The following is a 15373-nucleotide window of genomic DNA, read 5'->3' on the forward strand; positions in this document are numbered from 1 at the left end:
TATTATTGTAGTATCTTAGGTAGACTTTAATGGCATGTTCCAGAGGAAAGGCTCAATGAGAAAACTCCAACTTAGTGTTTTGATTGCAACTATCGTTGCTGGCTCTGCAGTGGCATCAGTTGAAACTGATACCGCCAAAAAATTTAACCTTGATCCAGCTAAAGCACCTGCGCAAAATTTTGATTTAACCAATTGGAAAATTACCTTACCGGAATTAACCAAAACAGGTAAACGCAAAGGCAAAGCACTAGAAATTGATAAAACTCAACTGGGCAATACCGAAACGCCATATGCCCACCCTGAATGGTTCTACACGAATAAAGATACTGGCGCCTTGGTGTTCGTTGCACCGAATGAAGCTCCGACGACGCCAAATAGTAAAAATACCCGCAGTGAATTGCGTGCCATGTTAGCCGAGCATTATGGCGAGCCTAAAAACAACTTTGTGGTTGCCTCTCACCCTGACGCCAATGAATATGGCGCTATTGGCGGCCAATTAAAAGCGACACTGTCGGTTGATCATGTCAGTGTCAGCGGTAACCCTAAAAAGAACGGGGCGTACTCGGTCGTAATTGGCCAAATTCACGGCTCTGATAATGAACCATTAAAGATTTCTTATCGCAAACTACCGAACCATGAATATGGCTCAATCGCATGGAACTATGAGTTAAACCCGATTCCAGAGCTGCAAGATGCCAAAGATGAAAATGGTAAAAAGCTGCGTCAAGATATCCGTCATAATGTATTTGGCGAGTACAACCTGCGTGAGAATGCTGCCGATCCGCAAGATGGCATTAAACTCGGTGAAATATTCTCTTATGAGGTCAATGTAACGGGCGACACCATGCACCTGTTATTTACTAAAAACCCTGGCACCGACAACGAAGTAACAAAAACCTTCGCGGTTGATTTGACTAAAGGTCAATACCAAGGCCACGAAGTGGATGAAGGCTACGGCACTGACTGGATGTATTACAAAGCAGGGGCTTACAACCAATGTAATACCAAGAAAAACAGCTCAGATTGTCAATGGCGTGGCATGGAAAGTGGCGACTATACACAAGCGACTTTTTACCAGTTAGAACTGAATCAATAAGCCTTGTTAGTTGGCTAGCGTAACTGATACTCGAACTCCTAATGCCTATTAGGAGTTCTTCTTTTCAACCCTATCTACCCAGCAATCGGCTTTTGACCTGATGAAATGGTTTCTGCGCTCTTAAGCAGCATATAAATACAAGTGGTAATTAAACACACACCTAAGTAGATAATTAAACCGTTACTTGCCTGAGTAAATGTGGTCGCCAATAACGGGCCTAATACTGAACCTACGCTATAGCACAACAGCATCATCTCGGTAGCAGACACCATTTTTTCAACGGGTAAGCTATCGCAAGCTAACGTAATGGCTATTGGGTAAAGGGCAAAACTGCTCGCCCCTAGCATTAATAAGCTTAACGCCATCATGACAACACTCGTTGACTCCAATACGCCCATGACAGCCAAGCAACCCAATAGACAAAAAATAGCCATCAGTAAGCTCTTGCTCATGCGAGTCGACATGGCACTCGCCGCAGGTTGAACTAGCATGCCGCCCAGTATAATACTCGCCATTAATAACCCCGTATGCTCAGCATAAGCACTTGAATGGCTAAGATAAGACGGCATCAATCCATAAATAGGCCCCAATAATAATCCCGACACAATACAACCAATAATCGCAGGACGACTAATATGGCGAATTTCTTTGCGGTTAATCGATTGTTGGTCGTGGCTAATCGGCTGACCTGAACGGATCAGTACAGGCGCCAGAGTCGCTAAAAACAGTAGTCCTAATACATACAGATAAGGTTGTATGCCTTCGGTGCCTAAGACAGAAATAGCCAGTTGTCCTACAGCACTACCGCCATAAAGCGCCGCCATATATAAACCTAAGCGCTTTGCTCGCTGCTTAGGACAATTAGCCATGAGTAACCACGATTCAACCACCACAAATACCCCTGCTACAGCCATACCTGCAATAAACCTTGCAGCGAGCCAAGTCACCTGATGAGGAATGAGTAGCATTAACGCCACAGTCAAACCCACAAGAGATAAAAAAATAATAAAGGCGCGTCGGTGCCCTAGCTTTTTAATGACCCCTTGAATACAAGTTGCCCCTAACAGCAAACCAAAATAAAACACACTGGCAAGCCAAGGCGTTAAAGATTGATTGATACCAAAATGAGCTAATGACAATGGAATAAGGCTCATTAAAAAGCCCGATGCGACAGCGAAAAATGTTAAACCAACTACAGGGGTAACAATGTTGTTTTCAACATTGCCATGCTTGATTATCGTCAATTTCGTACTACTTAATGTAAGATTTTGGAAGGGTAAAGCGTTCTTGTCGGCTAAAGGTGAGAAAGCCCTATAGACTATTTTCGGCGAATGTATTCCTGAAGCGAAAATAAGTAAAGATAAATTTTATCCTGATGCTAAATTGTGAAAATAAATATCAAATATTGCTGTTTAGATCATATTATTGCTCAGCAAGCACTCATAAACTGCAAGCAAACAGAGCAGCATCATCCATCTAAAACGCCAAGAATAAAAATGGGCAGATGATAAAAGACACCATATCCCCTATGTAAACCATTCATTATGAGCAACTGAGACCATATCAACACTCAAGTGAAACTTTTAATAGTTTATGGATTTTTAGTGTCGATAATAACTTGTAATAAAAGACACTGACTAATCGCGCTTTAAGCCCAGATTTATTAAGGTTTGTCCAATGAATATGACACTATCAAGGTAAAGGGCACTACCTGAATCAATTGCATTATCGAGTGTTTTCTCCTTCTCAGTGTATTGTGACCAGTGATAACAAATAAAAGCACAAAACAGATAAGCACCAAACCAATGCCAAAGGCCATGAGAGGAATCAAATATCATCATCCATGTTATTTCGGTCACAATTAAACTGACTAAAATACCAAAGAGTATGGCAATGAAGGATTGAAACAAAGCAGGTAATTTGGCTGATAACAGTAAAATAATACCCAGCATGAATGCAATAAATATCAAACCGTCGCATAAAGGTAGAAGAATTTCTTGGGGGAGAATATAACTGAGTAACAAGGTCGGCCCTGTTGTCATCAATGTATAGCCAATAAAGCTATATAGGGGCTTTTGAGACTTAACGCCCAATAGCACGCCTAATACAATAATGCTTAAATACACCCCCAAGACCCAAAGCACCCCCGCTTTTAATAAGTCATGTTGCGGCATATAAGTAATCACAGCATAAATACAGCTAATTCCCCACAATAACACTAAGCCTAAGACAATATTAAATGCCCATGAACTTAACTCGCGGTCCTTATAAAATAACCATCGAAAATACTCAATTACGCCTCTATCTTGCATAGTGCCACCATCATCAAATCTGACTAACTCATTCATAAAGCGGTAGTTTACTTAAGCTTAAATACAGCAAAAGCTTACTCACAGTAATAAATCAGACCTAAAGAATATTTCTAATGGCATTTTTACAAAAAGTGACATAAATCAGGTTATGTTCGCCATTGAAAAGAGAGCTAAAAACCTAAAATGAAATAACTTATCTACAAATGATACAAAGTTTAACAAAAACAGTGTGTTAATGCTTAATATTTGCACGTTTTATGAAAAAACAAAAACCATTTACTGTTATTATCTGTTGCGAAAAAACATTAAAAATAACAATTTATATCATAGTGTTACAGGATGAACATGTTTAAAATAACTAAAAATAATATGCTTAAGTATTTACCTATTTGTATCGTTGCCGCCTTTGCAACTTCTGCTCACGCAAACAACCACAGTTTTGACGCCCGCGCTCTTGCCATGGGTGGTGTAGGCGTAAGCACTGCAGATTACCTCACAGCCCCTTTTCACAACCCAGCGCTAGCGGCGAACTTTAAAGAAAATGACAATGTCGGTTTATTGATCCCTTCACTGGGTGCACATGTTAACGACCCAAGCGATCTTATTGAGAATGTTGAAGATTTTTCTGATGTGTATGATGATTTCAAGTTCTTGGAGAATCCCACTGAAGCCGACGCCCAAGTGGTGATTGATCAGCTTAAAAAGGTGCAAGGCAATTATGCTCAAGTGCAAGCGGGCACCCAGTTAGCCATTGCTATTCCAAGCAACCTTGTTGCGGTTAATTTATTTGCTCAAGCCTATGCTGACGCCTTAGTATTTGCTGATATTGCCGATGAAGATCTCGACCCAAGTAACATCATCAATCAGGATATCAATTCACAAGCGCTAACAATGGGCGTCATCATATCTGAAATAGGCGTTAGCTTAGCAAACTCGCATCAGTTTGAGTCTGGTAGCCTTTTTTATGGTGCTTCACCTAAGTACCAAACTGTGAATACCATCAATTATATTACCGACATTGAAAACTTCGAGTTTGATGATTGGGATGATGATCGCTACCAGAATGATGATAGTAACTTCAACTTAGATGTGGGTATCGCCTTTCAACACAAGGATGGTTATGGATTCGGTTTTGTCGGTAAAAACCTAATCAAAAATAGCTATGACACTGAAATAATTGAAGGGGTAAAAGGACAGTACGAACTCAGTCCGACTTACACCGTCAGTGCAAATTATCAAAATAGTTACTTAGTAGCAGCTATTGATGTTCAGCTTAATGAGTCTGAAGGTTACAGCGAGATCAGCGGAACGTCGACCTTGTTTGATGCCACGCAAGATAATCAACAAATTGCTGCAATTGGTATCGAATTTTTCCCAGATAGTTGGGTAAAATTACGAACGGGTTATCAAACGGACTTAAGCAATAACACTGATGATAGTATTACAGCAGGTATCGGCTTATCGACCTTCAGCTTATTCCACTTCGACTTATCAGCAAGTTACAGCGATGAGAACAATATGGGCTTTGCTATACAGACTGGATTTACTTTCTAGTTCGATTACATAGTTCGTTCAAAAATAAGCTGATATTGCATCAGCTTATTTTTATCACAGCAAGCTTTAGTAGCAAGCAGTTATTGTGTCAGTCGCTCACATGTTGAGTTGTACTCGTTAAGCTCAATAACCCCTTGTAAAATGAAACCATGATAGCGAGCTCTGACTAACTGATAGTCCATATCCGGAGCAAAGTAATAGGTCACTTCCTCAGCTCCTGACTGCTCAACAGGGATCAATTTCATTTCCCCCCATGGTTCAATTGTTGCCTTAATCGTGGGTTTAACATACAACTGATACGGCTCGATATCATCTGAAGCTTGTCTAACTAACGCAAACTGGCTGCGACCTTGCATTAACAATTGACGCATTTGAATCGCTAAAGTATCGACATCTCTTAGCGGTATGTGAGCTGATTTATAGCGGTCGATATCGCCATCAATATCCACCTCTGATTCAAGCCCGTCCTTACTTAAAGAGACTTTCATATCCCTTGCACGAAACCCTGTGACTAACTGATGAAATCGCTCAGTGATCCATTCTTCGGTCGTATCAGACCATGAAAGTTCTGCTCGTTGATCATATTGAGTGCCGATCCCTAAAATGCTCGCTTTACTTGTCGAGGTAACAACGGCTGACTTACCCTGCCAATTTTCCGCTCTTTTCATTGTGCCAGTATGAATACCACTGAGATAAATGTCGTAATTGGCATGACGGGTGCACTGCTTTTTTGTAGGCTGACTTTCTACTAACTGACTTTCTATTGACTGATTTTCTACTAACTGACTTTCTACTAACTGACTTTTTACTGATTGATTTTCTACTAACTGATTTTCTTCAAGCGCAGCAATAACCTGCTGACTGAAAGACAACATCAAGACTATGGCGAGCAAACGCTTAAGCGGAAAAAAATCAATCGGCAAGATCATCAAAATACTTCGTTCACATTTAAGTAAAAGTTAGTTTCGTTTTCGCCCACACCAACATCAAAACGTAAGTTAATATTGTCTTTGATTTTAAAGCGGAAACCTGTGCCGTATGAGGCTAATAGCTCTTCAGTTAAGTCACTAACATTAGGTGCAACACTGCCAACCGCGCCCCAAAATACCATGCCATAGCGTTGGAAAATCGGTAAACGATACTCAACTTGTCCCATCATCATTTGCTCGTCACGGTATCGGCCTTTAATGAAACCACGCATGGCACTAGAACCACCCAAGTCAGGCAACATATTCCAAGGCACATCACCACTGGTAAAATTACCTTGGACTTGCCAAGCAATTAGACCAGGAGCATTAGCTAAAATAGACGTTGAGCTTAAATCAATATAGTTGGCTAACTCGATATTATAGGTCGAAAAAGTAGAATATTCGCTGTTTTGATAAAACCCTGCATCAATTTGAAATAGCCAACCTTTAGTGGCATTCAAACGATAGTCACGGGAGTCGTAAATACTGGTGACGACGACACCAGAACTAAAGTTACTCGGCAATAGGCTGTTTTCGTCAACCGGCTCACCAGTTTCAACTAACTCCAGTTTTTCTGCACTAGAATAAGTAAAATCCGCTCCAACACCTAAAAAGTAATTGTCAGCAATTTCTGTCATCCAACGAGGTTTAAAGCTATAAGCTTGCTCTTCATACTCATGGTGGTTAGCATCGATATTGCCATCTTCAATGCCTTGGCCATAGTAGACTGCAGCTTCATTGTATAGCTCTAAATCCAGTAACAGCCTTTGTTTACCACCATTGAAAAACGTCATATTTTCAACTTCAATACCATAGGAGTTATTCATCGACACAAAAGAGTTCAGCACTAATGATGAAGGCTGTTCTTCCGATGTAGAACCTTCGGTTTTATATAAGCCTACCATCAACAATCCCACGCCAAATTTTTTCTCAGGCGTGTAATAAGCAGTTGGTAAGTAACTCATATCAATCGGTTTGCTGTCATCAAATTCACCATCAGCACCAAACACAGATAAAATGTCATCGACCCAAGTCGGCTCCATATCTTTTGGTGTTTCAAATAGTGGTTCAACAGCAACAGCAGCACTTGAAAATGCTAATAAGGTAGGTAATAAAATCCGTTTCATAATGACTCTAATCTGATATGAAGCAAAGCGGGATGAAAGCCTTGTGGCTTGATTGCGCGCATTCTACCATTACAAGAGTATTCGACCATTAATTTTTGTTTAGCTAATGATATTTCTAGCTGTAAATCAGTGTTCAACAAGCGAGAACTTGAACGTTAACTCACTATTCTTACTTGGTTTTTACCGCTATATTTGGCGATATATAATGCTCTATCTGCATTTTTAATCATGGGCTCAAACCTTGCTAAAGTTAACGGGGCACCCTCAAACTGATTGGCTACTGAACCTGCCACACCAAAACTAGCGGTTAAGGTTAACGAAAGCTCTAGCGCTAAAAATTCAACTTTTTCTATCGCTTCTCTTATCACTTCAGCTTGAGTAATGGCACTATCGCGAGAGGTATGAGGTAAAAATATAATGAACTCTTCACCGCCCCAGCGCGCTGAAATATCACCTTGGCGGCAGGATTCAGAAATCACTTTCGCAATGGCTTTCAACACCTCATCACCAACACTATGACCATGAGTGTCGTTAACATCTTTAAAAGAGTCGACATCGATTAATAATAACGATGCGTCACCCTTCTGATAAACGATCTGCTGCCAAAGGGGCTCAGTTAATTCTTGAAAGCCTCTACGATTATTTAACTCAGTCAGTGGATCGGTGCGGGCGTATTTTTCAGCAATCAATTTATCAATTTGAGCAACTCTAAATTGGCGCGCCAAAATCGAAGCTAACAAAATGGCTTCGAACGCCATGCCGACTTCAATAGCCTTAAAGGTGTAGTCGTTATAAGGCACTAACACCCCCGCAACTGCCAATGTTGAGATAGTGATACATATGGCGGCAGTGACAGAGGAAAGAATAAAAATCACTGCAAATGGTTTTTTAGCATTCAGCGCTTTAACGCCCATGGCGATAAATAGCACCACAAAACAGGTGTTAAGTAAAAACGCTAGCACCATGGAGAAAAACAACTGATTGAAAATAAAACCAATCAGCATTCCGAAAGGAATGTATAAGGTAGTGCGTAACACAAATCGATCTAATCCAGGAGCATACTCCTTTGTTTGCAGTAATGAACGAGCAAAATGCAATCCAGCTACGCTGTAAGTAATCATGAGGAATATATCGAGCCAATCTTGAAAGTAAACACCAAAATCATAGGTAATAATGGTGTGTAATTGGCCCGTATAAGACAGACTATTAAGCACAAAACCTAGAAGATATAAGCCGTAAAGACAATATTCTCTCTGTCGAATAAATACAAAAAGCACCAAATTATATAGCGCAAGCGCCAGCATAATGCCGTATAAAGCGCCATATTGATAACCGCTATTAATATCACGATGAATGGCTTGTTCTAATGAGCTAAATTGTATCGGCAGTGCCATCGGGCCTTTTGTTTCTACGCGCATAATGACTTGGGTTTCACCCGAAACAAAGGCGTGTTCAAATGCGTAAAAACGATATTGCATGGGTCTTGACTCAAAGGACAAGCCATCGCCACCAGCAATATGTTGCGCCACTTTTCCATCTTGTATTAGCCAAGTATCGATGTAATCAATCCAGGGTGTTTCAACTGATAGTCGGTAAGGAGTTGGCGCATGTGATGTGTTATTGACCGTAAACATCATCCAGACTGGAGTTACATCAATGCCTAAAGAAATAGAGTTACTGCTGCCACGAGTGAGCGAGCCCGCTTCAAAATGCTCAAGGGCTTGGCTCAATGAAAGCTTACTATCTTGCTCTCTAAAGTACTGAGTTTGCTTACCCAGGCTGCCTTGCTGGAACTTAGGAATAACGATGGTATCAGCTTTAACAGAAGTACTCAGCACACAAGCACACACAACAAAAGTGAGTAACAGCCCCCAAAGGAGAGAATGCAAACTTTCGTTACTGAGCGCTATATTATTATCGTTTTTTAAGTCGCTAAGCTTGGGCATAAATGACGATGTGAAATTATTGTTATTTTATTTATAGTAGCATTTAACCCAAAAATCTTCGATATGAATAGATTAAGAATAAATGCAGCACTGAAATTGCAATATCTCCACTGAAGTAGGCACGACATAGTGCAGCACCAATAACATCAAAGTCTATGGCGGTTTATCTAATATCTTCAACTACACCCAAATAGAAGAAGGTGAATCACCACTGTTTTATGATGCTGATGGCGGCTATGACGTAGCTTACATCTATGGTCCACTTCATGGTCGAGAATTCTATGTTGGCGTTGAAGGCAAGCTTTAACTGCCTAGTGCTACTGACAGCTTTAGCTGTCGGTAGCACTGCCAGTGCAGATCATACGAATACCGCACTTTCTGTGGCGCAAATCCAATTAAAGGATTTGCGCACCAGTCAATCCTCGGTGAGTTACCATGCAGAAAAACCTACCGTGTTGATGTACTTTCAACCCGATTGCAGTTGGTGTAAAAAGCAGGGCAAAATAATCACAGAGCTATTAGGCGAATGTGGCAATAGCGTGCACTTTACTCTAGTCGGGGATAAAGGCTCTAAAAGCCAACTCAAACGCGAATTACGTCATTTTTCAGCCGATACACCCTCTAAGCAAAGCAATAAAATGTTTGTACGTAAAAGCGGTGGCGTGAAAGGCTTTCCAACCACTTTAGTACTTGATACCCAAGGGCATGTATTGGCTAAACGCCGTGGTTTTACCTCTGAAACCATGTTACGCAGATTAACCAACGAACTCAGCCAAGGTGAATGCGCATTGTAATCACAATTTGTATTTAAATATTCTTGGCTATTTCACTCTTTCTGAAATGATTTACTGCTTTATTAGGTCTCATTCTTTATCAAGATAACCAGCGAGACCAGTTGTACTTTACAACTGAATAAGGCGAAGTCTTCCAAAGGATATGAGATGAAATTACTGACGACACTATTACTGCCACTGATATTATTCATCATGGCTGGCTGCACCAGCTTAAATAAACACCCCATCTATAATAACGAAGGTTACGCTGTTTCTGGATATGATGTTGTCGCTTATTTTACCGACAATAAAGCCGTAAAAGGTGACCGCCAATTTCAGATTGAATACCAAGGCACTCAGTGGTTATTTGCCAGCCAGCAGCATCAACAGTTATTTGAACAATCCCCTGAGCGATATATACCGCAATACGGAGGATACTGCGCCTATGCCATGAGCAGTGGCTTTGTGGTCAGTAGTGACCCACTCGCTTTTACCGTCTTTGAAGACAAACTCTACTTAAACTACAGCTTGAGCGTACGAGAAAATTGGCTTGAAAACAAACACCAATTCATCAAAGAAGCGGATGAACATTGGCTTAAAAAGCATAAATAGCGCGATTAAATAAGTGCTAAAACGACTTCTTATACATCAGTTGTTTCAATTCAACAGCGTCACCAATTAACTTCGCCATAACATTTATCGTATGATGGGTTTCAATCTTGTTTCAGACAAAAATAATAAAAGGGAAGCCACAAAGATGGAAATCAAATATCAAACACCAATGGCGCAACCAAAAATAAACAGGAAATCCTCTCTGTCGTTATCGTTAGCCACAACAATTGCGTTAACGATGAGCATGCCAACCCTAGCACAAGATACTTTATTAATCGCAGATGCTTACGTTGATGTCGCAAAAGGAAAAACCATTACAGACGTAGCCATCGTCATTAGCGACAATCAAATAAGCCAGCTCACCCAGCAGTCAAAGATACCAACTAATCATGATTACAAACTTATTGATCTCAGTGGTAAAACCTTACTCCCTGGTGTAATGGACATGCATGTTCACCTAGCCGGAGATGCACAAGATAACTTTTTGGCCGCACAAAATTATTCTATTCCACGCCAAACGGTCAAAGCGGTTAAAAATGCTGAGATAACCTTGATGGCTGGCTTTACTACCGTCCGCGACTTGGGCGCTGCAGGCTACGCCGTTATCGCCACCCGCGATGGTATTAATGCAGGTGAAATTGCAGGCCCAAGAATTTGGGCTGTAGGCCACCCTATTAGTATTACTGGCGGACATTGCGATGATAACTTTTCATCTCCTGAAAAAAAGGCAAAGGCACAAGGGGTGGCTGATGGGCCTTGGGCAATACGCGCTAAAGTGCGTGAAAATATAAAATATGGCGCCAATGCCATTAAAGTGTGTGCCACAGGTGGTGTGTTTTCAAAAGGAACCAAAGTAGGGGTTCAACAGTTAACCTATGAAGAAATAAAGTCAGCCGTAGATGAGGCACATATGCGTGGTTTAGTTATCGCCTCTCACGCCCATGGTACCGGTGGCATAAAAGCATCAATCAAAGCTGGCGTCGATAGTATTGAGCATTGTAGTTTCATGGATAGTGAAGCGATAGAAATGGCTGTAGAGGCGGGCACTTACTTATCTTGCGATATTTATAATACCGAGTATACCCTTGCATTCGGTGCAGCTAATGGTGTGCCAGAAGCAAATATCAATAAAGAAAAATTAGTATCACAAGCGCAGCGAGATAGCTTTAGAGCAGCAGTAAAAGCGGGGGCTAACATGGTGTTTGGTTCAGATGCAGCGGTATACCCTCATGGTGATAACGGCAATCAATTTTCACGCATGGTTAAATTTGGTATGACCCCAACCCAAGCTTTACAGGCTGCGACAATTAATAGTGCTAAATTATTAAAACAAGACAACCTAGGGCAAATTAAAGCAGGATTCTTAGCTGACATTATTGCTGTTAATGGCGATCCCCTTAAGAATATCAGCTTAATGGAAAACGTAACGTTTGTGATGAAAGACGGCCAAGTCTATAAGCAGTAAACCAATAAGATATTAACACTACAGAAAAATGACTCACCTGTAAGCACAAACAACAAAGCCTTGATAGTTTTCGCTATCAAGGCTTTTTAATCAGTAAAAATAAGACTGATTCAATCCATTCTCTAGCTTGCTCGTTAATTTAGTTAAGTGAGTTAACCCACTGCATTAACTCGGTAGCCGATCTCAATGCATACTGCCTTTTCACCAACTTACCTGCTGGCTCAAAAAGGAGTATCTCAGCAGGTCTGGCTTGATACTTGCCAATAAACTGGTCACCCTCTGGGGTACCGATCCTTGCAATAAGAAAAGCAACATCATCACCTAATGCACCACGAGCCTCATTCATTTGCTCTGTCTGGCTATTACTTACAGCAAGGTTGGGATCATAGACAAATACGACTGCAGAGATACCCGAACCAATATCCTCATGGGAAGTTTTAAAACCTTTAGGCAATACACTGAATACCACTGCAATTAAAATCACAATCGAAGCAATAACTCCTAGCGCAACCAAAGGCTTGCGGCGAGTAGTGTTTGAATTAGAAGTCCCCATAATAGCAATGCTCTCTTTAAGTGTTGAATTAATTGACGTCGTAACAGACTGTAACAACCCTACCTGAGGCCAAGATTAAATCAATATAATGAGCTTGAACTTAGCAGTAATTTATAATTTGTCTGCTTTAAAAATCGGTTCACACTGTCCAACATTCAGATAAAAAAGCACTACGGCGGCCAAGCTTAAATTAACCCAAGCTTAAAGAAACCACAGCTTAAGAAACTATATTTAAGAAGCTAATAACTCTAGAAAACATGACCTTATTTAGCGAAATTCTGCCTAAAAATGTAATCTCATGCAATAAATCTCATTTGCAAAACAAGCTCACAAATTCAATTACATTTGTGACATTGATCCCATTAATGTATTCACTATACAATGCTGCAAAAATTTTGTGTTGCTAACGTTTTAGGTGGTATTCGCTTTGTTTAAACAACGCTTTCAAGATGTCAGTCTAAAGGGAGATATATTTGGTGGTGTTACTACTGCCATTATTTCATTACCACTCGCTCTCGCCTTTGGTGTAGCGTCAGGTGCTGGCGCAGAAGCGGGGTTATGGGGCGCCATTCTCGTTGGTTTTTTTGCCGCATTATTTGGCGGTTCTTCGACACTAATTTCTGAGCCTACGGGCCCAATGACAGTGATCATGACGGCTATTTTGACCACCATGGTGGCCAAATATCCAGAATCAGGCGTAGCAATTTCATTTACCATTGTGATGATGGCTGGTGCATTTCAGTTTTTGCTGGGTATGCTCAAATTAGGTAAATATGTCACCCTAATGCCCTACAGCGTAGTGTCTGGTTTCATGTCTGGCATTGGTATTATCTTGATCATCTTACAGTTGTCGCCACTTTTAGGCCATGCAGCTCCTGCTGGCGGTGTTATTGGGACACTTAATGCGCTGCCTGAAACCTTACTGAACATAGATTTCAAAGAACTATTTTTAGGCATATTAACCCTAGTCACCTTATTTTTATTCCCACAAAAATACCGTAAATATGTCCCCGCACAACTGGTCGCGTTAATCGCAGTCACATTACTGTCGATCATATTTTTTGATGATGACAGCATACGCCGAATTGGCGAGATCCCAGCAGGCCTTCCTTCAATCGTCATCCCGCATATCAATAGTGAAATTTTCACCACCATGATTATTGATGCCTTAGTGCTCGGTACTTTAGGCTGTATTGATACCTTACTGACAGCCGTGATTGGCGACTCGTTAACCCGTAAAGAACATGATTCAGATAAAGAATTACGCGGCCAAGGTTTGGCTAATATGTTGGCCGGTTTATTTGGCGCATTACCCGGCGCAGGCGCAACGATGGGCACAGTCACCAACATTCAAGTAGGTGCGCGTTCACCGGTTTCGGGCATGACACGTGCGTTAGTACTGGCATTAGTTGTGTTAGTGGCAGGTGGATTAACCGAACCTATTCCGATGGCGGTACTGGCTGGTATTGCTGTCTATGTGGGCTTTAACATTTTAGATTGGAGCTTTATTCAGCGCGCTCATAAAGTCAGTGTTGCAGGTATGGCCATCATGTACGGCGTCATGCTGCTTACTGTATTTGTCGATTTGATTGTTGCGGTCGGATTAGGGGTGTTTATCTCAAACATCATCATTATTGAACGCCTTAGCCGTGAACAAGCACGCCAAGTTAAAGCCATAAGTGATGCAGACCAAAACACGGTACCACTCACGCAAAGCGAAAGTGATTTATTGGATCAAGCCAACGGCAAAGTATTGTTCTTTTATTTGTCGGGGCCGATGATTTTCAGCGTATCGAAAGCAATATCACGTCAACACAACAGTATTAGCGAATATGAAGCGATGATTTTAGATTTAACCGACGTCCCCATGATTGATGTGACAGTCGGTTTAGCACTAGAAAATGCGATTAAAGATGCCCAAGATGCTCATTGTGAAGTGTTTTTATTGTGCCCAAATCCGCAAACCCGTGAGCAATTAAATAAGTTCCGTGTGATTGATTCATTGCCTGAGCAAAATACCTTCTTATTCCGCTATGAAGCGCTACAAGCGGCGTTGAAGCATGTGGGCCTTAACAATCAAGCCAAGGTTGGACATAACTAGCAATAACTAATAGCCATTGGCGCAAGACACCTCAAAGCTAAAGTCGTGCGCTATTAGCATCAGTAAAATGGCAATGGATTTGCCAAGCAAGAAAAAATATCTACAGCTTTGAAGTGCATCAATATCAATATTTGTTCTACCTACAATTAAGTTAGCGCCTTGAATTTAAGTAAACTCATCAGTGCCGATAAATAACCTAAACTTATTATCTTGATGAAAGATAAAATGATGAGTGTGGATTAGCATCATTGTGGTATTGTTCGAAAATCGCTGATGAGTAGCGATTTTTATTTTAAAGGTTGGATTACCAATGGAACAAATGTTTGAGAAATTGATGTATGCATCACGCTGGATCATGGCGCCAATTTATCTAGGATTAAGCCTGATTTTGATTGCACTGGGTCTGAAGTTCTTTCAGGAGATCTTTCATATCTTACCGATTATCTTTCAAATGAAAGAAGTTGATTTAGTGCTAATTGCCTTATCACTGATTGATATCACTTTGGTTGGCGGGCTCATCGTGATGGTGATGTTTTCAGGCTATGAAAACTTTGTCTCACAACTTGATGTCGCTGATAAAGATGAAAAGCTCAACTGGCTTGGCAAGATGGATTCAGGCTCGCTTAAAAACAAAGTCGCGGCCTCAATTGTCGCCATCTCATCGATTCATTTATTGAAGGTGTTTATGAATGCCGAAAATATCGAAAACGACAAAATCATGTGGTACTTACTTATCCATATCACTTTTGTGTTATCAGCCTTTGTCATGGGCTATCTCGACAAAATAAGCCGCACCAAATAATCACTATTTGTGCTAACTCATTAGAGAAATAACTAAGCAAATAGCTAGATAAATAACTAGATAA

At 40.9% G+C, this 15373-nt stretch carries 13 protein-coding genes; 7 read left to right on the forward strand and 6 right to left on the reverse strand.

All coding sequences use genetic code 11. The features are described from left to right. The first annotated feature begins 55 nt into the window (after positions 1-55). Positions 56-1096 (forward strand): polysaccharide lyase family 7 protein, encoded by a 1041-nt coding sequence (locus tag AB4153_RS17495; RefSeq protein ID WP_248956125.1) that lies wholly within the window; start codon positions 56-58, stop codon positions 1094-1096. Positions 1097-1170: 74 nt separating this feature from the next. On the opposite strand, the gene AB4153_RS17500 is transcribed toward AB4153_RS17495, so the two are convergent. Together AB4153_RS17500 and AB4153_RS17505 are read right to left on the reverse strand one after the other, a co-directional pair. Continuing rightward, positions 1171-2340 carry an MFS transporter gene (locus AB4153_RS17500; protein WP_283108351.1) on the reverse strand — a complete coding sequence of 390 codons (1170 nt, stop codon included), beginning with the start codon at positions 2338-2340 and terminating at the stop codon, positions 1171-1173. Between the two features lie 393 nt (positions 2341-2733). Beyond that, complete coding sequence (locus AB4153_RS17505; protein WP_371998249.1) at positions 2734-3444, reverse strand: hypothetical protein; 711 nt, start codon at positions 3442-3444, stop codon at positions 2734-2736. Positions 3445-3753: 309 nt separating this feature from the next. On the opposite strand from AB4153_RS17505, the gene traF reads away from it, so the two are divergent. Then, the gene (gene traF, locus AB4153_RS17510) at positions 3754-4962 is read left to right on the forward strand and encodes a conjugal transfer protein TraF (RefSeq protein WP_248956123.1); all 1209 of its coding nucleotides are present in this window, start codon (positions 3754-3756) and stop codon (positions 4960-4962) included. 80 nt (positions 4963-5042) lie between these two features. Here traF and AB4153_RS17515 read toward each other — a convergent pair whose 3' ends face one another. The 3 genes from AB4153_RS17515 to AB4153_RS17525 all read right to left on the reverse strand — a co-directional run bounded on the left by AB4153_RS17515 (position 5043) and on the right by AB4153_RS17525 (position 8895). Next, a complete protein-coding gene (locus AB4153_RS17515) occupies positions 5043-5891 on the reverse strand; it encodes a hypothetical protein (RefSeq protein WP_371998259.1) in 849 nt (282 codons plus the stop codon). Then, entirely contained in the window at positions 5891-7057 is a 1167-nt protein-coding gene (locus tag AB4153_RS17520; protein WP_371998250.1) for a BamA/TamA family outer membrane protein, read from the reverse strand. The genes AB4153_RS17515 and AB4153_RS17520 overlap by 1 nt, the downstream gene beginning before the upstream one ends. Before the next feature lie 155 nt (positions 7058-7212). Beyond that, the gene (locus AB4153_RS17525; protein ID WP_371998251.1) at positions 7213-8895 is read right to left on the reverse strand and encodes a diguanylate cyclase; all 1683 of its coding nucleotides are present in this window, start codon (positions 8893-8895) and stop codon (positions 7213-7215) included. Positions 8896-9269: 374 nt separating this feature from the next. On the opposite strand from AB4153_RS17525, the gene AB4153_RS17530 reads away from it, so the two are divergent. The 3 genes from AB4153_RS17530 to AB4153_RS17540 all read left to right on the forward strand — a co-directional run bounded on the left by AB4153_RS17530 (position 9270) and on the right by AB4153_RS17540 (position 11853). Beyond that, positions 9270-9797 (forward strand): TlpA family protein disulfide reductase, encoded by a 528-nt coding sequence (locus AB4153_RS17530; protein ID WP_371998252.1) that lies wholly within the window; start codon positions 9270-9272, stop codon positions 9795-9797. Between the two features lie 147 nt (positions 9798-9944). Continuing rightward, positions 9945-10388 (forward strand): YHS domain-containing (seleno)protein, encoded by a 444-nt coding sequence (locus AB4153_RS17535; protein WP_371998253.1) that lies wholly within the window; start codon positions 9945-9947, stop codon positions 10386-10388. 238 nt (positions 10389-10626) lie between these two features. After that, positions 10627-11853: an amidohydrolase family protein gene (locus AB4153_RS17540; RefSeq protein ID WP_371998260.1), complete on the forward strand. Its 1227-nt coding sequence runs from the start codon at positions 10627-10629 to the stop codon at positions 11851-11853. Positions 11854-11992: 139 nt separating this feature from the next. Here AB4153_RS17540 and AB4153_RS17545 read toward each other — a convergent pair whose 3' ends face one another. Next, positions 11993-12406 carry a hypothetical protein gene (locus tag AB4153_RS17545; RefSeq protein ID WP_371998254.1) on the reverse strand — a complete coding sequence of 138 codons (414 nt, stop codon included), beginning with the start codon at positions 12404-12406 and terminating at the stop codon, positions 11993-11995. A 427-nt stretch (positions 12407-12833) separates the two neighbouring features. On the opposite strand from AB4153_RS17545, the gene AB4153_RS17550 reads away from it, so the two are divergent. Further along, the gene (locus AB4153_RS17550; protein ID WP_229370706.1) at positions 12834-14507 is read left to right on the forward strand and encodes a SulP family inorganic anion transporter; all 1674 of its coding nucleotides are present in this window, start codon (positions 12834-12836) and stop codon (positions 14505-14507) included. Positions 14508-14817: 310 nt separating this feature from the next. Beyond that, positions 14818-15309 carry a TIGR00645 family protein gene (locus tag AB4153_RS17555; RefSeq protein WP_102527734.1) on the forward strand — a complete coding sequence of 164 codons (492 nt, stop codon included), beginning with the start codon at positions 14818-14820 and terminating at the stop codon, positions 15307-15309. Positions 15310-15373: the final 64 nt, after the last annotated feature.

It is taken from the genome of Shewanella sp. 10N.286.52.E4 (genome assembly GCF_041468785.1).
Classification (GTDB): Bacteria; Pseudomonadota; Gammaproteobacteria; order Enterobacterales; family Shewanellaceae; genus Shewanella; species Shewanella electrodiphila.